The sequence below is a fragment of the Ensifer sp. EB106-05-01-XG146 genome (assembly GCF_058791875.1).
Genome location: NZ_JBYTDX010000001.1, coordinates 1,882,748 through 1,907,438, shown reverse-complemented (window position 1 = coordinate 1,907,438; position 24,691 = coordinate 1,882,748). Strand labels below are relative to the sequence as shown.

Below are 24,691 nucleotides of genomic sequence, written 5' to 3'. Positions count from 1 at the left end.
ATGTCCGAGCCGAACAAACTCTACCAGAGCGAAATCATCACCCTGCACAAGGCGCCGCTGATCGGCACTCTCTGCCTGGAATGCGACGACGGCCAGATCGAGGTCGCCCTGAACCGAGCGGCTGCCGAGACCCTGCAGAAGGTTATTGCGCGCTTTCTTTCTCCAACCGCGTGACACCCCCCAGCCGCGATGGCCTCATTCGATGAAGGAGAGGCGCGATGTCCTCCCGTTTGGTCTTCTCACTGTTTCTGGTCGCCCTGTCGGTTTTTCTTGTCTGGGCCTTCAGGCCACCTCAGGGCAATGCGAGCGATCGCCCCGCCATGCCGCATGTGGCTGAGCAAGGGCAGGCGGTAAACCCCGATTACGGACTGGGCTGATGACAACACTAAGGTACGGTCTCAAGGTCGAAGCCAACAATGTCTGGGCGGTTGTCGATGTCTTCACCGGGCAACCGGTTGTTGTTGACGGTTATCTGATGTCCAACTTGCCGCGCGACGAAGCGGATGATCTTCTCGATATTCTCAATCTCAAAGACCGCATACGCAGGGGCACGATCCAGCTTCCGCCCCGACCGCCGGAAGATAGGGGTTAGATGGGTGGGCTGGAAACCCACGATGGTGGCTCAGCGGGGCACGCTGCCGGTCTTTCGATCAACTGCAGCCTGTCTGAATTGCTCATAAGGCGCCGGACGGGAAGGGGCCCTCGGAAACTCCGCGGCAGTGCCCGGCTCGGCCAGCGCCGCCTCCGGAGTGGCGTGGCTGTCGACGCCGCTTTCGAGTGCCGCAATCAGGAAGCGCGTGGCGGCAAGCCGTCCGCCCGGGTCTGCCGTCGCGGTCGTTCCGTAGTAGCCGGCAGCGGCGAGTACCTCGACCAGAAGGCTGAGGTCGTCAGAGTGAAGACAATGTTCTGGATTGCTGGAAGACATTGCGTCCTCCTTTGGTTGGGGCCCAGGCACGAAGGCCCGTAGGCGACGGCGCCCGCTTCAATCGCCGTCGATGAAGCACCCTGCACGCGTTGTCGCGCCAGCGCAACGAACTTCACTCAAGCACCGGGAGGTTGTTTTGGCCGAGCGCGCGTTTCGCTTCGTCGCCCGTCGCTGTGCTGCGCGCATCCATCGCATTCGCCAGATCGAGCCTGCGCGGGCCGACTTTTGCGAAGATGTCGCGCGCTGCCAGCGGTGCCAAGTGATAGGCTAGAATGAACTCTTCGAGATCGTAGACCGCATCCCCGCCGTGAAGCAGTCTCTTCTTGTCGTTCGTGAAATTCTTGGTCATGGGACGCTCCCGCGTTCTGGCTCGGTGCTTGGCGCAAAGACGGCCAATTGTCAGGTGGCTGAGGAAGCGTCAGGGATGAGTTACGCCAGCTAAACGGGCTGGCGCGAACATGGTTTCAAATTAAGAGTTCAGACGGCGAAGGAGGGGACCTGGCAAGGGGCCTGGCAATGAGGGGGCCCGGGCGGAAGCCGGATCGTCGGCCTCTGACGGAACGCGATCACCGGCGATCAGGCGGACGACGTGCTGTTGCGGCCGGAAGCGTGCGGCCGGCAGGACTTCGCGGTTAATCTGTGAGCTGGCAGTCAGCATGACCGGTCGCCATCGCCGAGCACAGCACGGTTCTCGGCGGCAACGGTGACCTTAAGCAAAGTGCGCGGCAGCGACGCTATTTCAGGTAGGCGCGCACCACATCCACCAGTTCGGCCGCCGCTTCCTCCCGGTCCTTCTGCGACAGCTCGGCTGCGGCGACATGCATGTGGATATGGTCTTCGACCACTTCCGCCATCAGCCCGTTGACCGCGCCGCGGATGCCGGCGATCACCTGCATGACCTCGGCGCAGCCCTTCTCCTCCTCCAGCATCCGCTCGACCGCCTCCATCTGGCCGCGCAGGCGCCGGACCCTGTTGATGAGCTTCTGCTTCTCGCGGATGGTATGGGTCATCGCAAACTCCGGTTTCGGGCGCCGCCGCTATGCGGCCCGTGGTTCCACCTCCACGGTCACATGCGATAAATCGTGAATGGCGGCAAGCTTTTCGCGATAATAGGACGGTGCCCGCGGGTTGTCGGCGACGAGCGAGACGATTGCACCGTGGTGGCCGGGCCCGAGTTGCCAGACGTGCAGATCGACGATCTCGGCGTCTTCCCTGGCGACGATCTCGCCGATCTCGTCCGGCAGGTCTTCGCCATCGGGGATATAGTCGAGCAATGTCGCGCCGGTATCGCGAATGAGGCCGAAGGACCAGCGCGCAATGACAAGTGCGCCGACGATGCCCATGGCGGGATCGAGCCACAGCCAGCCATAGATTGCGCCGAGACCAAGGGCGACGATGGCGAGCACCGAGGTCAGCGCGTCGGCAAGGACGTGCAGATAGGCGGCGCGCAGGTTGCGATCCTGCCCACCATGGTGCCCATGGTGGTGGCCGTGATGATCGTGGTGATGATGGTCGTGATCGTCCTTCAAGAGCCAAGCGCAGACGAGATTGACGATGAGGCCGGCAACAGCGACGAGGATCGCCTCGCTGAAATCGATCGTCACCGGAGCGTTGAAGCGGCGCAGGCTCTCCCAGCCGATCAGAAGCGCGATCAGGGCCAGCACGATGGCACTCGAAAAACCGGCGAGGTCCCCGAGCTTTCCCGTGCCGAAGGTAAAGCGGCGATTGTTCGAATGCTTGCGTGCATAGAGATAGGCAAGCGCTGCGATCAGCATCGCGGCCGCATGGGTCGACATGTGCCAGCCATCGGCAACCAGCGCCATCGAGCCGAAGATCTGACCTGCCGCGATCTCGATCACCATCATCGTTGCGGTCACCGCGATGACAATCCAGGTCCGCCGCTCGTTGCGCTCGTGATTGCCGCCGAGGAAGACGTGATCATGGCTGGCCGCGAGCACGCGCGCGTCGTCATGCGAATGCCCGTGGTGTCCGTGGTGGTGATGATGGTCGCGGTCGTGATTGCCCATGTCGATGCCTCCAATATTATATAGGGGGGTATCCTATATTGGATTCGACGTAAAGTCTCTGTTTCGGGTCTGCGATTTCAGCTTGATGATGTCGCTAATTCACGCCGTCAGCAGCGACGTCGTTAGATCGCCGTAACCGGTAAACCGATATTCGTATTCGAGCCCGAGCCGCTCGGCGGCCTTCCTCGCCTTCTCCTGCAAGCCTGCATCCTCCTGCTGCGAGAGATAGACGAGCTTGCGGTAGTGGCCGAAATACATGTCCCGGAGCTCCGGGTGCCGGTTGAGGCCGAGCGGTTCGATGACGAAGGCCTCGAACTGGCGGGCGAGAAAGTCGGTGAGGAAGAAGGCGGTGAGGTCGTCGTCCCAACGGCGGGCGAAATCATCGTTGCCGGCAAAGAAGGAGTAACAGTGCGGACCGGGGATACGCTCGACCTTTTCCTCCTCCAGAAGTCGGTCGAGCTGGCCGCCGGTGCCGCAGTCGGCATAGGCGACGAAGATGCGCTCGAAGCCTTCGGCGCGGGCCTTGGCAATGGCGTCGCGAATGCCCGGGGTGATCTTGTCGGGCGTGTTGTGCCAGATGGCGGGCAGACAGTTGAGGTCGATATGGCCAAGCCCGTTCGCCTCGCAGATCGCCAGGATTTCGCGGGCGATGGCGCCGCAACCGATCACGTGAACTTTTTCCGGTTGTGCACGTTCTATTGCGGGCGATACTTTTTCCATCTTGATTCCATGTGGCTATCAGCGGGAAGGACCCTGACCATGACAGTAAAGACCCTTGCAACCGTCGGCGCCGTTCTCGTCGCCCTTTCGACGCTTACCGCCTGCGGCAACACCATCCGCGGCATCGGACAGGATACCGCAAACACGGTCAACGCGACACAGTCAGCCGGCAAGAAGGTGGCAAACTCCGTCAACTAACCCGGCAAACCTGCCAGGCACGCTCGCCAGACATAGGAAAGCCGGCCGCGGATTTCACCCACGCGGCCGGCTTTGTCATTTCGGATTGTCCGAAGCTCAGCCGGCCAGGCGGTTGTGCTTGCGCTTCATGAAGTCCTTGGCGGTTTCGACCGCAATCGCCGCATCGCGGCAATAGGCATCGGCACCGACGGCCTTGCCGAATTCCTCGTTCAGCGGCGCACCGCCGACGAGAACGACGTAGTCGTCGCGCAGGCCCTTTTCCTTGAGCGTGTCGATGACGACCTTCATGTAGGGCATGGTGGTGGTCAGAAGCGCCGACATGCCGAGAATATCCGGCTGCTCGCGCTCGATCGCTTCGAGATAGTTTTCGACCGGGTTGTTGATGCCGAGGTCGACGACGTCGAAGCCGGCACCTTCCATCATCATGCCGACGAGGTTCTTGCCGATGTCGTGAATGTCGCCCTTGACGGTGCCAATCACCATCTTGCCGAGCTTCGGCGCGCCGGTTTCGGCGAGAAGCGGGCGCAGGATGGTCATGCCGGCCTTCATGGCGTTGGCCGAGAGCAGCACTTCCGGCACGAACAGGATGCCATCGCGGAAGTCGATGCCGACGATGCGCATGCCTTCGACCAGCGCCTGGGTCAGGACGTCGTAAGGCGTCCAGCCGCGCTTGAGCAGGATGTTGGTCCCGTCCTCGATTTCCTCTTTCAGGCCGTCATAGAGGTCGTCGTGCATCTGCTGCACGAGTTCTTCGTCGGAAAGGTCCTCGAGAATGATTTCATCGTCTGCCATATTGGGGTTCCTCGGTTCCTGGCACGGTCGCGCGAAATTTTCGGACGCGTCCATCAATCCATAGCGGTCGATGTCTAAAAATCTGTTTTCGAAAGCGACGTCGCATATGACAAAAAGCGACGGGAGGGCGGCTTCTTTTGCCGCCTGTATATTCTTAACAAAAACAATATATTCGCGCCACGCGGTTTTTGCGCCCCCTTGTCGCCGCTCGGCAGTGTTCGAGTTGCGCCATGCCTTGGCGCATTGAGACCCGCAAGGCCCCCGATGCTTGGTAGCATTAAGGTCAAATGATGCTTGAAGGCGCAAAAAGTGATGCGCGGGAGAGGAAAAGCGAATGAGCGACGTGACAGATCAGGGCGCGGTTGAAGGCGGCGGTCGCCGCGCACGCGGCGAGGGACGGGGAGCAGCAGCAAGGCGCGCATCGCGCACCGGCGGCGGCCCGGGGCCGTCTTTGCCCTATATCCAGCGCAAGATTCGCGAATACGAGGTGCTCGACGAGGAAGGCCTGCAGCTGATCGAGCGCAATGCCGATACGATCCTCGAGGAAATCGGCATCGAGTTCCGTGACGACGCCGAGGCGCTCGAACTCTGGAAGCAGGCCGGCGCCGACGTGCGCGGCCAGCGCGTGCATTTCCCCAAGGGTCTCTGCCGCGAGCTTCTGAAAACGGCACCGTCCGAATTCACCTGGCATGCCCGCAATCCGGAGCGCAGCGCCCAGGTCGGCGGCAAGGCGACGATCTTCGCGCCGGTCTACGGCCCGCCCTTCGTGCGCGATCTGGAAGGCAATCGCCGCTATGCGACGATCGAGGATTTCCGCAACTTCGTGAAGCTCGCCTATATGGCGCCGTCGATGCACTCGTCCGGCGGCACGGTCTGCGAGCCGGTCGACATCCCCGTCAACAAGCGCCACCTCGATATGGTCTACAGCCATATCAAATATTCCGACAAACCCTTCATGGGCTCGGTGACGGCGCCGGAGCGGGCGGAAGACACGATTGCCATGGCGAAGATCGTCTTCGGCGACGACTTCGTCGAAAACAACTGCGTTACGCTGAACCTTATCAACGCCAACTCGCCGATGGTCTTCGACGAGACCATGGTGGGCGCGCTCAAGGTTTACGCCCGCCATAACCAGGCCTGCGTGCTGTCGCCGTTCATCCTGTCGGGCGCCATGAGTCCGGTGACGGTTGCCGGCACGCTGACGCAGATCCTTGCAGAGGTTCTCGCTGGCGCCTCCTTCACCCAGCTCATCCGCAAGGGCGCGCCGGTGCTCTTCGGCACGTTTGCCGCCTCGATCTCGATGCAGTCGGGCGCGCCGACCTTCGGCACGCCGGAGCCGTCGCTCGTCTCCTATGGCGCAGCCCAGCTCGCGCGTCGCCTGAAGCTTCCGTTCCGTACCGGTGGTTCGCTCTGCGGCTCCAAGGTTCCGGACGCGCAGGCAGCGCACGAATCGGCCAACACGCTGAACATGACGCTTCTTGCCGGCACCAACTTCGTGCTGCACGCTGCCGGCTGGCTCGAAGGCGGTCTGATCTCGTCCTACGAGAAGTTCATGATCGACCAGGACCAGCTCGGCATGATGCAGAAGATGGCCGAAGGCGTGGACCTCTCGGAAAACGCCCAGGCGCTGGACGCGATCCGCGAAGTCGGTCCGGGCAGCCACTATCTCGGCTGCGCGCATACCCAGGCCAACTTCCAGACGGCGTTCTACCGTTCGCCGCTCGCCGACAACAATTCCTTCGAACAGTGGGAAGTGGAAGGCGAAAAGCGCATCGAGCAACGCGCCAATGCCCTTTGCCGCAGTTGGCTGGAGCATTACGAGGCGCCTTACCTCGATCCCGAGATCGACGAAAAGCTGAAGGCGTTCATCGCCAGCCGCAAGGACTCGATGCCGGACGCTTTCACCTGAAAGGGTCCCGAGCGAGCCAGGGAGCAAGGCGGCGCGGCGCAGGTGGCCGACATGATCCAGAAGGAGGTCTGGCGCCCGCATTACGAACACCAGGGGCCGAAACCGAAATGACGGCGCCTTCCGCGACAGCGGACAAGACAATCGAAACGATCCGTGCGGCGCTGGCGCCGCACGGTCTTTTTTTGCGCGGAACCGTGAATTTCGCCTCCGGTGAGGCCGCACCGCTGCTCGTCGATGGCCGCCTGGCGGCAAGCGTGGTGCTGATTGGCAATATCGGCGGTTCGCTGTGGCAACCGTTCAGCGCGTGGCGGCAAGCCCGGTCGGATGGCGGCGGCGCCGATCCGCTCGACAATTGGGCGAAGGCCGTCATCAATCCGGTCGCCGGCGAGCAGGGGGCGACCCCCTTCTTTCCGTCGGATCCCCCGTGGCAGCCGTTCCAGCAGTGGGCGATGAGGGCCGAAGGCCTGAAACCGTCTCCGCTGGGCATTCTCATCCATTCGCGTTTCGGCCTGTGGCACGGCTACCGCGGCGCACTTGCTTTCGGTATCCCGCTTGGCGAGACGGGTGAAGCGAGCGCCAGCCACCCTTGCGACCACTGTCTCGAAAAGCCGTGCATCTCAGGCTGTCCGGCGTCGGCGCTTGCAGGGGAACGCTTCGATGTCGGGCGTTGTCGTGGCCATCTGCGCACGGACGCGGGCAGGGCCGGCTGCCTTCCGAATGGCTGTCTGTCGCGCGCTGCCTGTCCCATCGGGAGCCAATATCGCTACCCGCCCGAGCAGTTGCGCTTCCATATGTCTGCGCTTGAAGTGTGAGCGCCGGTCTCCACTCTGGCGCGCAAAGATGGTGCAAATCTCCAAAATGACTAAAATTGGAGGTGTCGTGGAAAGGTAATATTATCGAATTTATAACGATCTGGACGGCGTGGCGTTGGAGTCCATCGTATGAGAGGTAGCCCAGTCGTATCCGTGAGCAACTATCCTCCGCACCTGTCGCGCGAGGACGTGCAAGCGCAGATATCTCGGCTTGACAGTATTCACGCGGCCAACAGCCAGGTTTTGGGGGACGCTTTCAAGCGCCTGCTGGCGATCGGCGCCGGCCATGCGGCCGTCATCACCGCCTGCATTGCCGGCTTCGATGCGCTGGTGGACCGCTCGGTTCTCACCGGTGATCTTCTGCCTGACGCCATCGATATCCTCAGGAAATTTGCGCTCACCGTCAGCGCGCTCGGCCTGTTCCTCACGTTCTGGGCGATCGGCAACAATTACGGCGAGGTCCAGAAAGAAGCGAGGCGCCATGCGGTGAAGGTGGCAACGACGCTCAGAGAGAAGCGGCTGCTTTTGTCGCTGTCGCAGGATGTGCTGAACCGCGATCCCAAATCCTATCTGCTTGCAGGCGTCGGCGGCTTTGCCTGCCTTTGCGCGATCTTCGGCCTTGCAAGTCTCGCCGGCATCGCCGGTCTCGTCACCACGATGGCGGCGATCGTCGGCGGCTAGTCGCCAAGCGTATGATTTCGCCTGTGCCCGCGCCAGAATAAGCCGCAATCTCAGGCATGCTTGGCGGCTGATTCGATTGGACCTTTCGCCATGCCGCTTTTTCCAAAACCGTTTCTCGTCGGTGCCGTTCTTTCGGCCGGTCTTGCCGGGCCTGCGCTCGGCGCCTGCCGCGATGTCAGCCATCTTGGCCAGGACTATGTCGCCTGCAGCTTCGATCCGGCGACAACCGATATCCGCCTCTACAACAAGGATCAGGCGGGCGTGCCCTTCCGCTCCTTCCGGGCGCTGTCGCTCGAACTGCGCCATCGCGAAGAATATATGAGCTTCGCCATGAACGGCGGCATGTATCACGACGATCTGTCGCCGGTCGGCCTGCATATCGAGGAGGGGCGCGAGCAGGCGCCGCTCAACACCAATTCCGGCTGGGGCAATTTCCACCTTTTGCCGAACGGGGTGTTTTATGTCGACGACGGCAAAGCGGGGGTAATGGCGGCGGACGCCTATCGCGACGCCAGGCTCACGCCGCGATTTGCGACGCAATCCGGGCCGATGCTGGTCATCGACGGCAAGCTGCATCCGCGCTTTCTGCCCGACAGCACCAGTTACAAGACCCGCAACGGCGTCGGCGTGACGGCCGAGGGCGAGGTGGTTTTCGTCGTCTCGAAGCGCCCGGTGCGATTCCACGATTTCGCGACGCTGTTTCGCGATACATTGGATTGCCCCAATGCGCTCTTCCTCGACGGCACGATTTCGAGCGTCTATGCGCCTGATATCAACCGCCACGATCGGCTGTTTCCGATGGGGCCGATCATCGCCGTCGTCGGAAAATTTCCACGCTGACTTTCCTTGGGCGCGGGATGCGGGCAGAAAACCACACACTTTTCCTCCTCCCGCGAAAAAAAATGTGCCGCCCACCCAAGGAACGGGCAGCCTGCAACGTCTAAGGTTCAAATGAGGTGAGGGCGGGCACGGATTTGGACGCTGAACTCGTCGAAAAGGCGGTGGATGGAGACCGACAGGCTTTCGGCCAGCTGGTCGAGCGACACTATGATTTTGTCCATGCGGTCGCCTGGCGATGGTCCGGAAACATCTCTGACGCAGAGGACATCGCCCAGGATGTCTGCCTGCGGCTGGGTGCCGCCATTCGCGGCTTTCGCGGCACCAGCCGGTTTCGCACCTGGCTCTATACGCTGACGCTGAACGCCGCGCGCGACCATAGGCGGCGGCAGGTGCGCGATATCAGCCGCATGCAGGCCTATGCCAGCGAACAGGCGACGGCAGCGCCCCCTCAGGATCCCGACGAAGAGCAGCGCGAGGCGCTCTGGGCCGCGGTCCGGGAACTGCCGGAAAAGCAGTGCGATGCGGTGCTGCTCGTTTATGCCGAAGGCTTGAGCCATGCGGCGGCCGCCGACGTGCTTGGCTGTTCGGAGGCAACCATATCCTGGCATGTGCATGAAGCGCGCAAGCGTCTGAAGACATTGCTCGGCAAGGAGGCAGTGTGACCATGAGCGACGATTTCGAAAAGCTTGGCCGGATGAACCCGCCGAAGGCTTCTGCGGAAGCGCGCGCCCGTGCGCTCGCCTCGGCCATGCAGGCCTTCGACGAGCAGCAAGAAAATTCGAATGCCACCCAAGGATCGGTTCGGCCGGTTCGTCAAAGCTCCATCTTCAACCGGATATGGAGTCCCATCATGAACCGGAAACTGCTCGCCGGATCGGCACTGGCAACCCTTCTCGTCGTGCCCGCCGCCGCTTTCCTGACGTTTGAACTCACGCGCGACGGTGCGCCCTTCGGCGAGCCTGCGCAGGAGATCGCGCTGAAGGGTGAACTCACCAAGGAAGAGGCGCGGCAAAAGCCGGAGCCCCAGGTCGCCGCCAGGAAGGCGGCCGCCGACGAACGCGCGCGCCAGCAGGAAGCGAAAACCGTGGAGGCGCTCGCGACCGTCGAGGCCGAGAGCGAGGTTGCGGCCCCTGCTGCGCAGGCCGATGCGATGGCCAACAGTGTTGCGCGCGACAGCGTTGCTCCGCTCTCGGCCGTCGGCGGTGCGCAGCCGCAGATGACATACCTGCCGGCGCCCACGATTCAGGATGAGATGCAGCCGGCACCCGTGGAAAACCGCGAGCGCTTCGGCAAGGCCGACGCCAATCCGGTGAAGAGCGTTGCGACCGATCCGGTCTCGACCTTCTCGGTCGACGTCGACACGGCATCCTATGCTTTCGTGCGCCGTTCGTTGATGGAAGGGCAGATGCCCGAGCGCGACACCGTGCGGGTCGAGGAGATGGTCAACTACTTTCCCTATGACTGGCCGAGGCCGGCAAGCGCTGCCGAACCCTTCAAGGCGACGGTGACGCTGACGCCGACGCCGTGGAATGGCGGCACGCGGCTGATGCATGTGGCGATCAAGGGTTACGACGTCGTGCCGGCGGAAGCGCCGAAGGCGAACCTCGTCTTCCTGATCGACGTATCGGGCTCGATGGACGAGCCCGACAAGCTGCCGCTCTTGAAAGGCGCTTTCCGGCTGCTGGTCGAGAAGCTGAAGCCCGAGGATACGGTATCGATCGTCACCTACGCAGGCAACGCCGGAACCGTGCTGGAGCCGACGGCGGTCAAGGACAAGGCAAAGATCCTCGCTGCGATCGATACCTTGCAGCCCGGCGGCTCGACCGCCGGTGCGGAAGGCATCGACGCGGCCTACGGGCTTGCCGAGAAGGCCTTCGTCAAGGGCGGGGTCAACCGCATCATGCTGGCGACGGATGGTGACTTCAATGTCGGCCCGTCGAGCGACGAGGACCTGAAGCGGCTGATCGAGGAGAAGCGCAAAAGCGGCATCTTCCTCTCCGTGCTCGGCTTCGGCCGCGGCAATTATAACGACGCGCTGATGCAGACGATCGCCCAGAACGGCAACGGCACGGCCGCCTATATCGATACGCTGGCCGAGGCGCAGAAGATGCTGGTGGAGGAGGCGGGGTCCTCGCTCTTCCCGATCGCCAAGGACGTCAAGCTGCAGGTGGAGTTCAATCCGGCCGCGATCGCCGAATACCGGCTGATCGGCTACGAGACACGCGCCTTGAAGCGCGAGGACTTCAACAACGACAAGGTGGACGCCGGCGACATCGGTTCCGGTCACAGCGTGACGGCGATCTACGAGGTGACGCCGAAGGGCAGCCCAGCGGTGCTCAACGACGACCTGCGCTATGCAGAGGCGGAAAAGTCGGTGGCAGAGGTAAGCCCGAACAGCGGCGAACTTGCTTTCCTGAAAATCCGCTACAAGAAGCCGGACGGCGACAAGAGCGAGCTGATCACCACGCCGGTGACCGAGGCGAATGCGGTGCCGTCGCTCGCCGAGGCGTCCAATGACGTGCGCTTCTCGGTGGCAGTGGCGGCCTTCGGGCAGAAGCTTGCAGGCGTGACGGCGCTCGCTGACTATTCCTATGACGCAGTCATCGATCTCGCCGCAGCCGCCAAGGGCGCCGATCCGTTCGGCTATCGCAGCGAATTCGTCAATCTGGTGCGGCTCTCCAAGGGGCTCGGCGGTTCCGGCAAGTGATGTCGGGTGGGGGCAGCCCTCAACCGCGTGGTCAGGGTTTGCCCCTCATCCGCCTGCCGGCACCTTCTCTCCGTTATGACGGGGAGAGGGGAACAAGTGGCAACCGTTTCGCCCATCGTGAAGGCTGAGATTGTCGCTGACGTTGAGGCCTGGCACCGGAGGGTGCGCCTAGCGGCTCTCTCCCCGCCTGCGGGGAGAGATGTCCGGCAGGACAGTGAGGGGCACCCGTCACGCGCGAGCGTCGATCCCCTGTCGCCTCAAGCCTTCGGAAAGGCGCGTTCCAGCCCACCGGCTTTCGACAGGCCCGCCTTGAACGCCTGGTAGGCCGCATGCTGGCTGGAGCGTCCGGCTTCCATCAGGCGCATCTGCAGCCGCGCCGGTGCATGGCTGCCGAGCCACTGGCCGAGCTTTTCGAGTTTCAGCGAATTCAGGAACTTCGCCTCCGAGGCGATGTCGAGGTGGCGGTAGAGGCCGTCCATTAGGCGCTCGTCCTGCTCGGGGTTTTCCATCAGCAGGCGCAGGAAGGACTGGTCGGCTTCGCTGAAACTCCCGAACTTTTCGGCGACGGTGTCCCGGTCGGGAATGGAGGCTGGGCCGGCGTTCATGTCACTGTCTCCCGTCTGCGGCCGCGCGGTGCGTTCTGCGGGACGCAAGGGCGCGGTGTGGCACGTTGAACCGCTGCAAGCAGCGAATCTCTCTTTCATTGGGGATAGGCCAGCGGTCACGGGTGCGCAAGCGGTGGCGAATATGCAGGTGTTGAACATATAGTCTAATATTGACAAATGGTCCAAGTGTGGGCATATGCGAGCCATGACCATAGCACCCGCCTTCAACTCGATCCTTGCAACGCACGCGCCGACGGCGGCTGCGATCAGCGCGCTTCTTTATCCGCATGGGGAGGTTGTGCTGCACGATCTCCGAACCGGTACGATCGCGGGGATCTGGAACTGTTTCTCCGGTCGCGCGGTCGGCGAAGACTCGCTGATCGAAGAGGAATTTTCAGCCCTCGGCAGCACTGACGCAGTGCTTGGTCCCTATGAGAAGACCGGCGGGGATGGCCGGCGCTTCAAGTCGATCTCAGCCGTTCTGCGCGACGGGACGGGCGACGCGGTCGGCCTGCTTTGCATCAATCTCGACATGTCGATGATCGATCAGGCGGTGAAGCTGCTCTCGGCTTTCGCCGGCGCCGAGCAGCCGAAGCCGCAGGCGCTGTTTTCGCGCGACTGGCGCGAGGAGATCAACGCGACCCTGCATGGCTGGCTGAAGGAGCGGGGGCTGGCGCTCTCGGCGCTCAAGCGCGGCGATCGCGTGGCGCTGGTGGCAGCGCTCGACGAACGCGGCCTCTTCCAGACGCGCAACGCGGTCGATCACCTTGCCAGCCTCATCGGCGCCTCGCGCGCGTCGATCTACAACTATCTCGCTGCGGCCCGCGGCGAGGCGCCCTGATTGCTGCGCGCAATATTTCGGACAGAGACCGCTTCGCGGCTCTTCGGATTTGCCTGACCCATAACCGTTCGCGTGCTCCTCAGCCGCGAGAGGAGGAAATATCCATGACGACCTTGCCCGATTTCCGGCTCGAAACCCATTTCTCCCGCTGGGAGTTCAGCGCCCGCCACCATATGACCGCGAGCGACAGCCAGACGACCAGCATGAGCGATCTTCTGGCGCTTGCCGACGCGGAGGACCGCGCCGCCTGGGACAACATCACGCTCGGCTATACCGAGACCTATGGCGCACCGGCGCTGAGGGCAGCGATCGCTGCGACCTATGAAGGGCTGACGGCTGCCGATATCCTCTGCTTTGCCGGCGCGGAGGAGGGGCTTTATTGCGCCATGCTGGCGCTGCTCGGGCCGGCCGACCACGCGATCGTGACGGTGCCGAACTACCAGTCGATGGAGACCCTTCCGGTGACGATCGCCGGCGCGGTGACCGGCGTGCCGCTTCGCCCAGAGAACAATTGGCGGCTCGATATCGCCGACGTGCGTGCGGCGTTGAAACCCAACACGAAGCTGATCTGTGTGAATTTCCCCAACAATCCGACCGGCGCCATTGCCGACCAGGAAACCTTCGCGGCGCTCGCCAAGCTCTGCGCGGAGCGCGGCATTCATCTCTTCAGCGACGAGGTCTATCGCGGGCTGGAGCGTGACGCCTCGCTGCGCCTGCCGCAGGCGGCCGAACTTTTTGACCGTGGAATCTCGCTGAATGTCATGTCCAAGGCCTATGGCCTGCCGGGGCTGAGGATCGGCTGGATCGCCTGCCGCGACCATGCGCTTCTCGAACGCATGGAGAAGATGAAGCACTATCTGTCGATCTGCAATTCGCGGCCGTCGGAAGTGCTGGCGACAATCGCGCTCAAGGGGCGTGCCGTTATCCTCGATCGCAACCGGGCGCTCGTTGCCGCCAATCTCGAGAGGCTCGGCGCCTTCTTTGCGGAATTCCCGCATCTCTATGAGTGGCGGGCACCTGACGGGGGCTGCGTCGGCTTTGCCCGCTATCTCGGCGCCGATGGCGTCGAGAGCCATTGCCGGGGGCTGGTGGAGGAGGCTGGCGTGCTGCTCTTGCCGTCGAGCCTCTTCGTATCCGATCTGCTGCCGGTCGCCGCCGATCGCTTCCGCGTCGGTTTCGGCCGCAAGGATATCGAGGTCGGGCTCGATGCCTGGCGCCGGCATATTCGGCGATAGCCCCAGTGTCGCCATCTTCGGCCTGCTAGTTACCCGCAGGTCCCGCTCCCGGGCGTATGCCCCGGGAGCCTTGGAACGCACGCATGTGGATACGGACCGCGCGACAATGGTTCCATTGTCAAGATTGTGTTAACGAGCGGCCCCCGCCACCGAGTGTTTCCTCTGCTGATGCAATACAGACCCGAAATCGATGGACTGCGCGCGCTTGCCGTCGTCCCGGTCCTCCTGTTCCATGCCGATTTCGGCCTTGTCTCTGGCGGCTTTGCCGGCGTCGATGTCTTCTTCGTCATCAGCGGCTATCTCATTACCGCGATCATCCGCCGCGAGATCAGCGACGGGAACTTCAGCATCGCGCGCTTCTACGAGCGGCGTGCCCGTCGCCTTGCACCGGCGCTGCTCCTGGTCTGCGCCGTCTCTATTCCCTTCGCGCTGATGTGGATGCTGCCGGAGGAACTCAACAGCTTCGGCAAGAGCCTCTATGCGGTGAACCTGTTCGCCTCGAATTTCTTCTTCTGGGACCAGACCGGCTATTTCGCGCCGAGCACGGCGCTGCTGCCGCTGCTGCACACCTGGTCGCTGGCGGTCGAAGAACAGTTCTATCTGGTCTTCCCGCTTCTGCTTTTGCTGCTTCACCGCTTCTCGCGGGCAACGCTGTTGAAGGTGGTGGCGGCACTCGTGCTCCTGAGTTTTGCGGCGACCCAGGTCTTTGCGAACCTGGACCCGGCTGCGAATTTCTACCTGCTGCCAAGCCGGTTCTGGGAACTCGGCGTCGGTGCGCTGCTTGCGCTCGTCGGCGTCGAAAAGCTCGATCTTTCGAAAGGCAGCCGCGAGCTTCTGTCAGCCCTCGGTCTGCTGGCGATCGTCGCGAGTTATTTGTTCGTGGTGGAATCGGCCTTCTATCCCGGCTGGACGACCGTGCCGGTGGTGCTGGGGACCGCGCTGGTTCTCGCCTTCGGCCGCAGCGATACCGTCGTCGGCCGGCTGCTGTCGCTGAAGCCGCTGGTCGCGATCGGGCTCATCAGCTACAGCCTCTATCTCTGGCATCAGCCGGTCTTTGCCTTCGCGCGCTTGCGGTCGATCGAGGACATTCCGGCCGAAGGCTACGCGCTCCTGATCGCGCTCTGCTTCGTACTTGCCTATCTCAGCTGGCGTCTCGTCGAGCAGCCCTTCCGCAAGCCGGGCCGCTTCAGCCGTCGCGCGGTTTTTGGCGCCACGCTTGCGGCCGGATCGGCGGCGATCGCCTTCGGCTTCACGCTCGACGGTTCGGACGGTCTCGCCGCCCGGAACCGCGAACTTGCGCAGCTTTCGGAGCCGAGCGTCGGCCTCGGCAAGAAATGCGATGCCGTCGCCGACCTGCGCTGCGCCTCTAACCCGAAACCCGAGGTCGCGGTCTGGGGGGATTCCTTCGCCCGGCACCTCGTCGACGGCATTATCGCGTCGAAGCCGGACGTGCGACTAGTGCAGCTTGCCAAGAATAATTGCGGGCCGTTTTTGAACCTGTCGCCGATCATGCCGCGGCTCGGTCGCGACTGGTCCGACGATTGCGCCCGCTACAACGAAGAGGTCCGCCGTTTCCTGCTTGCCAACCGGTCGATCCGCTACGTCGTTCTGTCCTCGCAGCTCAGCCAGTACCTGAAGGAGGAGAAGGTGCTGGTCGATGGCCGCAGCGAGGTGACGACCGAGACGAAGCTTCTCATCGACGGCCTGCGGGCAACCTTTGCCTGGCTGCGCTCGAACGGCTTCGAACCCGTCTTCGTCGCGCCGACGCCGCATGACGGCCGCGATACCGGGCTCTGCGTTGCAAGAGCGCGTCTGCTCGGCCTGTCGGACCGGCACTGCGAGCCGGTGCTAAAGACCGTTCGCGAATATGACCGCGATGTCCTGAACGTGGTTGCGGATATCGCCGACGAGTATCCCGTCGTCAGCTTCATGGACTATCTCTGCGACGACGACAGCTGCAAAATCGAGGACAAGGGCGTCGCGCTCTTCGAGGACTTCGGGCACTTCTCCAAGGAAGGGTCCCGCCAGATGGGACGCGCCTTCGATTTCTACCGAGCTTTCATCGAGGCGGCGAAGGGCAGGCCCGTGGCTGAGCGGGCAACGGACGCCAAGGCCTTCGACAACGCCGCGCTTTAAGACAGCCGCCACATCGACGCATAAACAAAACGCCCCGGATCTATCGATGCCGGGGCGTTTGCTTGTCGATTTGCCTTGCCTGGCTTGATCAGGCGCGGCGGCTGCGGCGCTCGCGGGCAGGCGCGGCCGCCGTTTCGTTGGCGGTCTTGTTGCGCAGCGGGCCGATCTTTTCGATGATCAGGTCGAGCGTCGGGCGTTCGCGGCGCACGTGTTCGTCGAGTGCGACGCGCATGGCGGCGAGGTGGCCGCAGGTGGTGCCGCAGCAGCCGCCGATGATCTTGGCGCCGGCATCGGCCGCAAGGCGCACATATTCGGCCATCAGCGGCGGCGTGCCGGAATAGTGGATCTCGGAGCCGCGGAATTCCGGAATGCCGCAATTGCCCTTGACGATCACGGTCGCCTCGGGTGCTGCCTCCGTCATGTCGAGCAGCGAGGAGAGAATGTCGGAAGCACCGACGCCGCAATTGGCGCCAACGGCGACCGGGCCGTCGCCGAACTCGGTGGCAACGCCATGGATGTCCTTCGGATGCAGCCCCATCATCGTCTTGCCGGCGGTATCGAACGAGCCGGTATAGACGTAGGGAAGGCCGACCTTGGCGGCCGCTTCGGCGGCCGCACGGATCTCGTCCGGCGAGGACATGGTCTCGATCCAGGCGACTTCGGCGCCGCCAGCCTTCAGGCCTTCGATCTGCTCGACGAAGGCGGCAACCGCATCTTCATAGGAAAGCGCGCCGAGCGGGATCAAGAGTTCGCCGGTCGGGCCGACGGAGCCGGCGGTGATGACCTTGCGCGATGCCTTGTCGGCAACCGCACGGGCGATCTCGGCGGCGCGCTTGTTCAGCGCATGCACGCGGTCGTCGGCCTGGTGCAGTTTCAGCCGGTGACGGGTGCCGCCAAAGGTGTTGGTGAGGATGATGTCGGCGCCGGCGTCGACGAAATCCTGGTGCAGCTTGGTGATGTTCTCCGGCTTCGTTTCGTTCCAGAGTTCCGGCGCTTCGCCTGCTTCGAGGCCCATGGCAAAGAGCGATGTGCCGGTGGCGCCGTCGGCGAGAAGAACGCCTTTTTCGGCGATGAGAGCGGAGAGGGCATTGGAGGCTGCGGTCATCGGTTTTTCCCGGCTAGAATAGATTGCAACAAGATATAAAGATATCTTTATGTCTTGGCAAGCGTTCAGCGACGGGAGGCTTCCGGTTCGGCGCGCATGCTCATGCGGCCGGCGAGCCCAAGGCCGAAGACGGCAAGTGCCGTCAGCAGCCACATCGGATCGGCGCGATTGAGGAAGAAGCTTTCGAGCATGGCGTTGTAGGTCATGAAGATCACCACCATGACGCAGAAATCGGCGAAGATGCGGCCCTGCGGTCGGCGATAGGCCCGTGCGTAGTCGAAGAGCGGTTTGACGAAAAGCAGGGTGGTCATGAGGATGCCGCCGGGCAGGCCGAACATCAGCACCGCGTCGAGATAGCTGTTGTGGCCGGTGACGATGCCGCGCACGTCCCAGCTCGCCTCGAAATTCGCCTCCATGCCCATGATCACGGGCGACAGCCAGAAACTCGCATAACCCTGGCCGAGCCAGGGGCGCTCGGCGATGCTGGCGCTCGCGAATTTCCAGATGTCGTCGCGGCCGGTGAAGGTCGCATCGTCGATCAGCCCCTTGGTGATCGAAAGCAGCGTGTCGGAATAGATGGTACCGAGCGTCAGGCCGAAGACCAGCACTGACATGGCGAGATGGGCAAGGATCATCAGCCCGGGGCTGCGCACCGCGCGGCCGGCAAAGACGAGGCCGATCGCGATCGGCAGGAATCCGATCGTCGTCTTCGATCCGGTGTGCAGCACGAAATTGGCCGCCAGCAGCGTGATCGCCCAGCCGCGAAGCGGCGCGCCGGCGCGCAGGCAATAAATGCCGAACATGCAGAGGATGGAAAAGACCGGCGCCGAGACGTTCTTGTGCAGGAGGTGGCCGCGCCAGAAACCGGCATGCCAGGGCTCGTCGCCGAAGACCGAATGGATGGCGCGGTCGGGTGCCACGAAGAGAGCGGCGTAGTCGATCAGGATCAGAAGCAGGATCGCATTGGCGCCGGCGTTGACGAAATCGCGCTCGCTCTTCGGCAGCACCAGCACGCCCGCCACCATGATCATGGCGACGAGGCTCAGCGTCAGGCCGCGGGCGGAGGCGGCCGGGTCATAGGACTGCAGGCAGGAGAGGTAGGCGATGGCGAAGATCGCGATCCAGGCCGGAGAGACGAGGCGGGCGAGCACCCGGCGGTCGACGGTGAGCAGCATGGCGAAGAGATAGACCGCGCCGAGCACCAGGTAGCCGACCTGGTTGATGATGTTGCCTTCGTTCGCCGCGTTCGGATCCGTCGTCACCGCGCCCTGAAACGGGATCAGCGTGAAGACGATGAGGAACAGACCAAGGCCCGAAAGCAGCGCGGCAAGGCCGTTGACGAGTTCCGCCAGCCCGGCATCGAACGCCTCCGGCACGCGCTGGCGCGCGGTGGAGGTGTCTGCCGTGGCTGTGTTCGGGTGCATGGCGGCTTAAAAAACGAATGACTGGGACGCGGTTCGGCATCGGTGATCATGACCCCGGGCGGTCCTGTCGTTCGGACAGGGCCGGCCTTGGGAGATCCGCACCTTGGCGCAATCAGGTTAAACCTCGGTGAAACGGTGGACGAGCCGCCCGGGCGGGATCGGCAGGCGCGGCATTACCGGTCCCGATATTTGCGCGCCGATTGCCGCAGGTGCTTGCCGCCCGGTCGCCATGCCCTTAAAAGGCTAGGGTATATTGGCCGTGTGGAAAACGCGGCCCTTGCCGTATTTCGCGGTCCGTCTTCCATAATTCGATCTCGATTTTCGTTCCGAGGTCGTTCGATAGCGTCGAAACGAGAAAACACGATATGCAGTCCCTTATCCGTATGGTCGCGTCCGCGGCGGTCTCCGTAAGCCTGCTGCTTGGCAGCGCATCCTTTGCCGCCGCCGGGCAGGCCCATTTTGTCGTCAACGCCGACACTGGCTCGATCCTTGAGGCCGACAATGCCGACGAGCTGAACTTCCCGGCGTCGCTGACGAAGATGATGACGATCTATCTCGCCTTCGAAGCGCTGCGCAGCGGCACCCTGCAATGGGACCAGAAGCTGACGGTTTCCGAGCACGCAAACAGCCTGGAGCCGTTCAAGCTTGCCGTCGGCGCCGGTCGCCAGATCACCGTGCGCGAAGCGGTCATGGGCATGGTCGTGCTTTCGGCCAATGACGCAGCCGTCGTTATCGGTGAGACGCTCGCCGGCAACGAGACCGCCTTTGGCCAGATGATGACCCGCAAGGCCAAGACGCTCGGCATGACCAGCACCGTCTTCAAGAACGCCAACGGCCTGCCGGACCCGGCCCAGGTGACGACGGCGCGCGACATGGCGACGCTCGGCCTCGCGCTGATGCGCGACTTTCCGCAGGAATTCCAGCTCTTCGCCAACAAGACGATCGAGTTTCGTGGCATGAAGCTGCGCGGTCACAACGGCGTGATGAAGCGCTACGAAGGCGTCGACGGCATCAAGACCGGCTACACCGACGCCTCCGGCTACAATCTCGTGACCTCGGCCAAGCGCGGCGACACCCGCCTCGTCGCCGTCGTCATGGGCGGCAAGACGGCGCAGTCGCGCGACGACGACATGATCGCGCTGCTCGACAAGTTCCTGCCGCCGAAGGAAGACGCAAGCGCTGCCAGCGTCACTGAACCGGCTGCTGCAGCGGCGACGACCACCACGAACTGATCTCTCCGACCACTTTCTGAGGTTTGCCCCTCACCCTAACCCTCTCCCCGCAGGCGGGGCGAGGGGACGAGGGCTGACGTTCGCCGTCCGTCGCTTGGCCGCCGCCAGAGGCGGCCATGATGAGGTCGGGAAAACGATAGGATGTCGTCGGGCACTGACCGCCGGGCAGCCTGTCAGAGATTGGGAGCGCGGCATCGCCGCAAATCCCTTCTCTCCGTCATGACGGGGAGGGAGAAGGTGCCGGCTGGCGGATGAGGGGCCGCGTCGGTCGCTGCCCCAATCATCGCTTGTCTCAAGCCGCAGCGCGATCCTCGTGGCTGACCGGCGTGACCATCGCGGCGATGACCGTCGAAAGGTCGAGGGCGCCGATCGGGCGGCCGTTTTCATCGACCACGTGGGCGGTTCCCACACGGGCAGCGGTCATCGTGCGCGCCGCCGATTCCAGTACCGTGCCGGTTGCAAGCGGCACGCCTTCGGCATTGCCGGAGATCGGCCGCATGATCGTCTCGACATTGATCACCCGGCCGCGGTTCACTTCCTTGACGAAGGCGGTGATGTAGTCGTCGGCCGGCGACAGCACGATTTCCTGGCCGGTGCCCTGCTGCACCACGCGGCCATCGCGCAGGATCGCGATCTTGTCGCCGAGGCGCAGCGCCTCGTCGAGGTCGTGGGTGATGAAGACGACGGTCTTCTTCAGTTCCTTCTGCAGGTCGAGCAGCACCGTCTGCATGTCGACGCGGATCAGCGGGTCGAGCGCCGAATAGGCTTCGTCCATCAAGAGAATGTCGGCATCGTTGGTCAGCGCGCGGGCGAGACCGACGCGCTGCTGCATGCCGCCCGACAGCTGGTTCGGGTAATGGTTCTCGAAGCCCTTGAGACCGACGCGCTCGATCCAGCCGCGGGCGCGCTTCTCGCTCTCCTTGCGTTCCACACCCTGGATTTCGAGACCGTAGACCGTGTTGTCGAGCACGGTGCGGTGCGGCAGCAGCGCGAACTTCTGGAACACCATCGCCGTCTTGTGGCGGCGGAATTCGCGCAGATCGTTGTCGTTCATCTTGCAGACGTCGACGCCGTCATAGAGCACTTCGCCGGCGGTCGGGTCGATCAGCCGGTTGATGTGGCGGATCAGCGTCGACTTGCCGGAGCCCGAGAGACCCATGACCACCATGACGCTGCCGGCGGGCATGGAAATGTTGATGTCCTGCAGGCCGAGCACGTGGCCGTGCTGCTCGTTGAGCTCGGCCTTGCCCATGCCTTTCTTGACGGCATCGACGAAGTCGACGCCGCGGGGGCCGAAGATCTTGTAGAGGTTCTTCACCTCGATCGCGTGACTAGCCATGGATAACCTCCGAGTGCTTTTGCAGCCGCTTGCCGAAGGCCTGGCTGGTACGGTCGAAAATGATGGCGATACCGACAAGGGCAAAGCCGTTGAGGAAGCCGACGGTGAAGAACTGGTTGGCGATCGCCTGCAGCACGTTCTTGCCGAGGCCGCCGACGCCGATCATCGATGCGACGACGACCATCGCCAGCGACATCATGATCGTCTGGTTGATGCCGGCCATGATGGTCGGCAACGCCAGCGGCATCTGCACGTTTTTCAGCTTCTGCCAGGCCGAGGAGCCGAAGGCGTCGGCCGCTTCCAGCACTTCCTTGTCGACGAGGCGGATGCCGAGATTGGTGAGCCTGATCATCGGCGGCACCGCGTAGATGACGACGGCGATCAGCCCCGGCACCTTGCCGATGCCGAAGATCATGACGACCGGGATCAGGTAGACGAAGCTCGGCATCGTCTGCATGACGTCGAGGATCGGATTGACGAAGGACTGCACCCGGTCCGAGCGCGCCATCAGGATACCGATCGGAATGCCGATGAGGATGGAGATCAGTGTGCAGACGGTGACCATGGCGAGCGTGACCATGGTGTCATTCCAAAGCCCGACAAGACCGATGGCGATCATCGACAGCGCGGTGCCGATGGTGACGTTGATGTTGCGGCTGCCGAAATAGACGATCGCGGTCATCGCCGCCAGGATCACAATCCAGGGGGAGCCGACGAACAGGCTTTCGAGGTAGTTCAGGAACCATTGAAGCGGCTGGACCACCGTGTCGATGGCGTTACCATAGGATCGCACGAAGCCCTTGAAGCTATCATCGACAGCCTTGCGGGCGAGCCGGATCGTGCTCTCGTCAATGGCAGGGAACTTGCAGAGCAACGCTGGCAAGACACTGCAGATGGAGGCCATTTGTTTCCCCTTCTTGGCCGGAAGTTTTTTTTAAGCCGGCCGCGTCTCGGCATCGAAAGGCTCGATGACGGCGCACACTTGGGTGACCTCTTTGGGTCCCGGCACTTAAACTGTGGCAGCGAAATGTGTCATCCGCTTACCTGATAGCGACGCGAAGGCTCCCGGTTCGCCGCCTCTGAGACGATGAACGTTCAAACGAAACCCGCAAGGACGCCCCATCGTTCCCTGTCCCGGCATCAAAACCGGAACGGGCAGGCGGCCGATTCCACGGTCCGCCTGCCGTCATTTTCGGTCAGAGCGCTGCCTTGACCTTTTCGGCCACTTCCGGGCTCACCCACTGTGTCCACATATCCGGGAACTCGGCGAGGAAGTGCTTGGCGCCGTCCTCGTTGGTGCCCTGGTTCTGGTCCATCCAGGCGAGAACCTTGTTGACGGTGCCATTGTCCCACTTGCGCGCCTTGACGTAGTCCATGGCGACGCTCGCCTTGTCGGCGAAGGACTTGGTCACGACGGTGTAAACGTCGGAAACCGGGTAGGAATTGACTTTCGGGCTCGGGCAATCCGGCACGGCGGTGCAGGCGTCCCAATCGGCCTTGTCGTGATCGACGCCGAAGGAGAGGCGGGTCATCTCGTATTTGCCGAGGATGGCGGTCGGTGCCCAGTAGTAGCCGAGCCAGCCGGTCTTCTTTTCGAACGCGTTGGCGATCGAGCCGTCGAGGCCGGCAGCCGAGCCGGTATCAACCAGCAGGAAGCCGTCCTTCTCCGCGTTCAGCGCGCGATAGAGATTGGCGGTCGAGACCTGGCAGTTCCAGCCGGACGGGCAATTGTGAACGGCGGCCTTCGACGAGTCTTCCGGTGCCGGGAAGAGTTCCGGGTGCTTCAGCGCGTCCTGCACCGTCTTGATGTCCGGGTGCGCGTCGGCGAGGAATTTCGGGATCCACCATCCTTCGACGCCGCCTTCGCTCAGGATCTTGGCGGCTTCGATGAGACGGCCTTCCTTGATCGCAGCGTCGAGCGGCGTGCGCACGGCGTTGACCCAGAGTTCCGGCGCCATGTCGGGCTGCGCCTTTTCGTTCATGGAAGCGAAGGTCGGCATGGTGTCGCCGGTGACCAGCGTCACCGTGCAGCCGTAGCCGTTCTCCAGAATGAACTTGTCCACCTGGGCGGCGACGCCGGCAGAAGCCCAGTTCATTTCGGCAATGCTGACTTCACCGCATTCCGCGGCCTGCGCGGAACCCGCCATGGCATAGAGGCCAGCGGCGAGAATGGTGGAAGCGAGGAGTTTCTTCATGTTGCAAGACCTCCCAGTCTTATTTTGCAGCCAAGATCCAAACGGGAATCCACGGCGGACGCGACATCCTCCGTCACCCGAAACAACGATGCAGCCGGGGGTTCGGCATCAAACAAGCCAAGGTTCACCCTTGCTGCGGACGGTGCGGGAGTTCGTATTCAGCCCTGGCCGCGGAACCCTGTCGCCAGCCAATCTCCTCTTATACCGCAAACCAAGCCTAAGGTTTCTCGCTGAGAAATCAACCTCTTCAATCGGTTGACCGGGAAGGACGGGGTCTCGTGCGTTCTGTCTGCGACATCGCCGAAGCGCGTATTTTGTGCGTGAGAGACCCCGAATTTAAGCAATAGCGACAATTCTTGCCGCAAAAAATGGCGCTGGGCGCCACGGACCTCAGAACCCTGTCGAGATCCTGACGTTTCCTGTCGTGATTGCGTCACGCCAAATGGCGCGCATGTCGCGAAAAATTTACAAAAAAGTCCGGAATTCATCTTTGGTTAAATCCTCACTAACCATCCGGTAACGATGTCCAGCTAATTGTTCTTCTCGCGGCGGGGGACTGCCGCCGGTCCGGATCAGGTTTGTGCGTCCCGGACTTTGAGCGAACCTTCGGTGTGTTTTTCCGAAGTGACCAGGCGTTTTTTGGCGGCCGCATCCCTCTTGAAGAGGTTGATGCGGCCTTCGCATTTCAGGGCCAATGCCGGACATAAAAAAACCGCCCCGGAGGGGCGGTGGAGGAGGCTCTGGGAGGAGAGCTCGAAGGGGCTTCCGCCCCGATCGCTGGCGTTAGCCGACGTTCGACGTGCGGATGACGCCGAGCGGGCCGAAGGGCGCGTCGACGACGAGGTTGCGTACGCGCGACTGGCTGGACGGAACCTTCGAGTTCCAGGCGATCTGAACGAAATTGGGCTTGCTGAAAATATACAGCATGGACATGAACCTTGAGAGGCCGGAGGCCTATCCTCCGGGGC

The 24,691-nt window shown here is 62.9% G+C and carries 27 protein-coding genes; 14 read left to right on the top strand and 13 right to left on the bottom strand.

Annotated elements, in window-relative coordinates; genetic code table 11:
* From AC3WVQ_RS09370 to AC3WVQ_RS09360, 3 genes are read left to right on the top strand one after another with little or no spacing between them, the layout of a single operon-like run.
* Window positions 1–174: a hypothetical protein gene (locus AC3WVQ_RS09370; RefSeq protein WP_089044211.1), complete on the top strand. Its 174-nt coding sequence runs from the start codon at window positions 1–3 to the stop codon at window positions 172–174.
* 44 nt (window positions 175–218) lie between these two features.
* Window positions 219–377, top strand: a complete 159-nt coding sequence (locus AC3WVQ_RS09365; RefSeq protein ID WP_156400735.1) for a hypothetical protein — start codon at window positions 219–221, stop codon at window positions 375–377.
* A complete protein-coding gene (locus AC3WVQ_RS09360; RefSeq protein ID WP_034788194.1) occupies window positions 377–592 on the top strand; it encodes a hypothetical protein in 216 nt (71 codons plus the stop codon). Before AC3WVQ_RS09365 ends, AC3WVQ_RS09360 begins: the two co-directional genes overlap by 1 nt.
* 30 nt (window positions 593–622) lie before the next feature.
* Here AC3WVQ_RS09360 and AC3WVQ_RS09355 read toward each other — a convergent pair whose 3' ends face one another.
* The 5 genes from AC3WVQ_RS09355 to AC3WVQ_RS09335 form a co-directional block, all read right to left on the bottom strand.
* On the bottom strand, window positions 623–925 hold the full coding sequence (locus AC3WVQ_RS09355; RefSeq protein ID WP_089044209.1) for a hypothetical protein: 303 nt from the start codon (window positions 923–925) through the stop codon (window positions 623–625).
* Between the two features lie 112 nt (window positions 926–1,037).
* The gene (locus AC3WVQ_RS09350; protein WP_110818618.1) at window positions 1,038–1,274 is read right to left on the bottom strand and encodes a hypothetical protein; all 237 of its coding nucleotides are present in this window, start codon (window positions 1,272–1,274) and stop codon (window positions 1,038–1,040) included.
* A 385-nt stretch (window positions 1,275–1,659) separates the two neighbouring features.
* Entirely contained in the window at window positions 1,660–1,935 is a 276-nt protein-coding gene (locus AC3WVQ_RS09345) for a metal/formaldehyde-sensitive transcriptional repressor (RefSeq protein ID WP_034788200.1), read from the bottom strand.
* 27 nt (window positions 1,936–1,962) lie between these two features.
* Window positions 1,963–2,952 carry a CDF family Co(II)/Ni(II) efflux transporter DmeF gene (gene dmeF, locus AC3WVQ_RS09340; protein WP_110818617.1) on the bottom strand — a complete coding sequence of 330 codons (990 nt, stop codon included), beginning with the start codon at window positions 2,950–2,952 and terminating at the stop codon, window positions 1,963–1,965.
* A 99-nt stretch (window positions 2,953–3,051) separates the two neighbouring features.
* Window positions 3,052–3,672 carry a DUF1638 domain-containing protein gene (locus AC3WVQ_RS09335; RefSeq protein ID WP_090294026.1) on the bottom strand — a complete coding sequence of 207 codons (621 nt, stop codon included), beginning with the start codon at window positions 3,670–3,672 and terminating at the stop codon, window positions 3,052–3,054.
* A gap of 39 nt (window positions 3,673–3,711) precedes the next feature.
* Between AC3WVQ_RS09335 and AC3WVQ_RS09330 the strand changes: the two genes are divergently transcribed.
* Window positions 3,712–3,870 carry an entericidin domain-containing protein gene (locus AC3WVQ_RS09330; RefSeq protein ID WP_034788206.1) on the top strand — a complete coding sequence of 53 codons (159 nt, stop codon included), beginning with the start codon at window positions 3,712–3,714 and terminating at the stop codon, window positions 3,868–3,870.
* 96 nt (window positions 3,871–3,966) lie between these two features.
* Here AC3WVQ_RS09330 and AC3WVQ_RS09325 read toward each other — a convergent pair whose 3' ends face one another.
* Window positions 3,967–4,662: a corrinoid protein gene (locus tag AC3WVQ_RS09325; protein WP_034788208.1), complete on the bottom strand. Its 696-nt coding sequence runs from the start codon at window positions 4,660–4,662 to the stop codon at window positions 3,967–3,969.
* 334 nt (window positions 4,663–4,996) lie between these two features.
* Between AC3WVQ_RS09325 and AC3WVQ_RS09320 the strand changes: the two genes are divergently transcribed.
* From AC3WVQ_RS09320 to AC3WVQ_RS09295, 6 genes are all read left to right on the top strand, one after another.
* Window positions 4,997–6,571, top strand: a complete 1,575-nt coding sequence (locus tag AC3WVQ_RS09320) for a trimethylamine methyltransferase family protein (RefSeq protein WP_034788211.1) — start codon at window positions 4,997–4,999, stop codon at window positions 6,569–6,571.
* Between the two features lie 107 nt (window positions 6,572–6,678).
* Complete coding sequence (locus tag AC3WVQ_RS09315) at window positions 6,679–7,383, top strand: 4Fe-4S dicluster domain-containing protein (RefSeq protein ID WP_090294024.1); 705 nt, start codon at window positions 6,679–6,681, stop codon at window positions 7,381–7,383.
* Window positions 7,384–7,512: 129 nt separating this feature from the next.
* Window positions 7,513–8,064: a hypothetical protein gene (locus AC3WVQ_RS09310; protein ID WP_134886575.1), complete on the top strand. Its 552-nt coding sequence runs from the start codon at window positions 7,513–7,515 to the stop codon at window positions 8,062–8,064.
* A gap of 90 nt (window positions 8,065–8,154) precedes the next feature.
* Window positions 8,155–8,904: a phosphodiester glycosidase family protein gene (locus AC3WVQ_RS09305; protein ID WP_090294023.1), complete on the top strand. Its 750-nt coding sequence runs from the start codon at window positions 8,155–8,157 to the stop codon at window positions 8,902–8,904.
* A 134-nt stretch (window positions 8,905–9,038) separates the two neighbouring features.
* Window positions 9,039–9,566, top strand: coding sequence for an RNA polymerase sigma factor (locus AC3WVQ_RS09300; protein WP_090294020.1), 528 nt, complete (start codon window positions 9,039–9,041; stop codon window positions 9,564–9,566).
* 2 nt (window positions 9,567–9,568) lie between these two features.
* Window positions 9,569–11,611, top strand: a complete 2,043-nt coding sequence (locus AC3WVQ_RS09295) for a vWA domain-containing protein (RefSeq protein ID WP_420828988.1) — start codon at window positions 9,569–9,571, stop codon at window positions 11,609–11,611.
* A 257-nt stretch (window positions 11,612–11,868) separates the two neighbouring features.
* On the opposite strand, the gene AC3WVQ_RS09290 is transcribed toward AC3WVQ_RS09295, so the two are convergent.
* Window positions 11,869–12,216: a hypothetical protein gene (locus AC3WVQ_RS09290; RefSeq protein ID WP_110818615.1), complete on the bottom strand. Its 348-nt coding sequence runs from the start codon at window positions 12,214–12,216 to the stop codon at window positions 11,869–11,871.
* A gap of 205 nt (window positions 12,217–12,421) precedes the next feature.
* On the opposite strand from AC3WVQ_RS09290, the gene AC3WVQ_RS09285 reads away from it, so the two are divergent.
* The 3 genes from AC3WVQ_RS09285 (at window position 12,422) to AC3WVQ_RS09275 (ending at window position 16,428) form a co-directional block, all read left to right on the top strand.
* Window positions 12,422–13,057, top strand: a complete 636-nt coding sequence (locus AC3WVQ_RS09285; protein WP_090294015.1) for a helix-turn-helix transcriptional regulator — start codon at window positions 12,422–12,424, stop codon at window positions 13,055–13,057.
* A 104-nt stretch (window positions 13,058–13,161) separates the two neighbouring features.
* On the top strand, window positions 13,162–14,292 hold the full coding sequence (locus AC3WVQ_RS09280; protein WP_090294014.1) for an aminotransferase class I/II-fold pyridoxal phosphate-dependent enzyme: 1,131 nt from the start codon (window positions 13,162–13,164) through the stop codon (window positions 14,290–14,292).
* Between the two features lie 168 nt (window positions 14,293–14,460).
* Window positions 14,461–16,428: an acyltransferase family protein gene (locus tag AC3WVQ_RS09275; protein ID WP_090294011.1), complete on the top strand. Its 1,968-nt coding sequence runs from the start codon at window positions 14,461–14,463 to the stop codon at window positions 16,426–16,428.
* 88 nt (window positions 16,429–16,516) lie between these two features.
* On the opposite strand, the gene bmt is transcribed toward AC3WVQ_RS09275, so the two are convergent.
* Together bmt and AC3WVQ_RS09265 are read right to left on the bottom strand one after the other, a co-directional pair.
* Complete coding sequence (bmt, locus tag AC3WVQ_RS09270; protein ID WP_060520605.1) at window positions 16,517–17,533, bottom strand: betaine--homocysteine S-methyltransferase; 1,017 nt, start codon at window positions 17,531–17,533, stop codon at window positions 16,517–16,519.
* Between the two features lie 65 nt (window positions 17,534–17,598).
* Window positions 17,599–18,957, bottom strand: a complete 1,359-nt coding sequence (locus AC3WVQ_RS09265) for an O-antigen ligase family protein (protein ID WP_110818614.1) — start codon at window positions 18,955–18,957, stop codon at window positions 17,599–17,601.
* Window positions 18,958–19,322: 365 nt separating this feature from the next.
* On the opposite strand from AC3WVQ_RS09265, the gene AC3WVQ_RS09260 reads away from it, so the two are divergent.
* Entirely contained in the window at window positions 19,323–20,189 is an 867-nt protein-coding gene (locus tag AC3WVQ_RS09260) for a D-alanyl-D-alanine carboxypeptidase family protein (protein ID WP_089044198.1), read from the top strand.
* Between the two features lie 292 nt (window positions 20,190–20,481).
* Here the strand turns inward: AC3WVQ_RS09260 and AC3WVQ_RS09255 are convergent, their stop codons facing one another.
* The 4 genes from AC3WVQ_RS09255 to AC3WVQ_RS09240 all read right to left on the bottom strand — a co-directional run bounded on the left by AC3WVQ_RS09255 (window position 20,482) and on the right by AC3WVQ_RS09240 (window position 24,650).
* Complete coding sequence (locus tag AC3WVQ_RS09255; protein WP_060520608.1) at window positions 20,482–21,528, bottom strand: quaternary amine ABC transporter ATP-binding protein; 1,047 nt, start codon at window positions 21,526–21,528, stop codon at window positions 20,482–20,484.
* Complete coding sequence (locus AC3WVQ_RS09250) at window positions 21,521–22,432, bottom strand: ABC transporter permease (RefSeq protein ID WP_110818613.1); 912 nt, start codon at window positions 22,430–22,432, stop codon at window positions 21,521–21,523. The genes AC3WVQ_RS09255 and AC3WVQ_RS09250 overlap by 8 nt, the downstream gene beginning before the upstream one ends.
* Before the next feature lie 292 nt (window positions 22,433–22,724).
* The gene (locus AC3WVQ_RS09245; protein WP_034788254.1) at window positions 22,725–23,723 is read right to left on the bottom strand and encodes an ABC transporter substrate-binding protein; all 999 of its coding nucleotides are present in this window, start codon (window positions 23,721–23,723) and stop codon (window positions 22,725–22,727) included.
* 783 nt (window positions 23,724–24,506) lie between these two features.
* Entirely contained in the window at window positions 24,507–24,650 is a 144-nt protein-coding gene (locus AC3WVQ_RS09240; protein WP_089044242.1) for a hypothetical protein, read from the bottom strand.
* Between the last annotated feature and the right edge of the window lie 41 nt (window positions 24,651–24,691).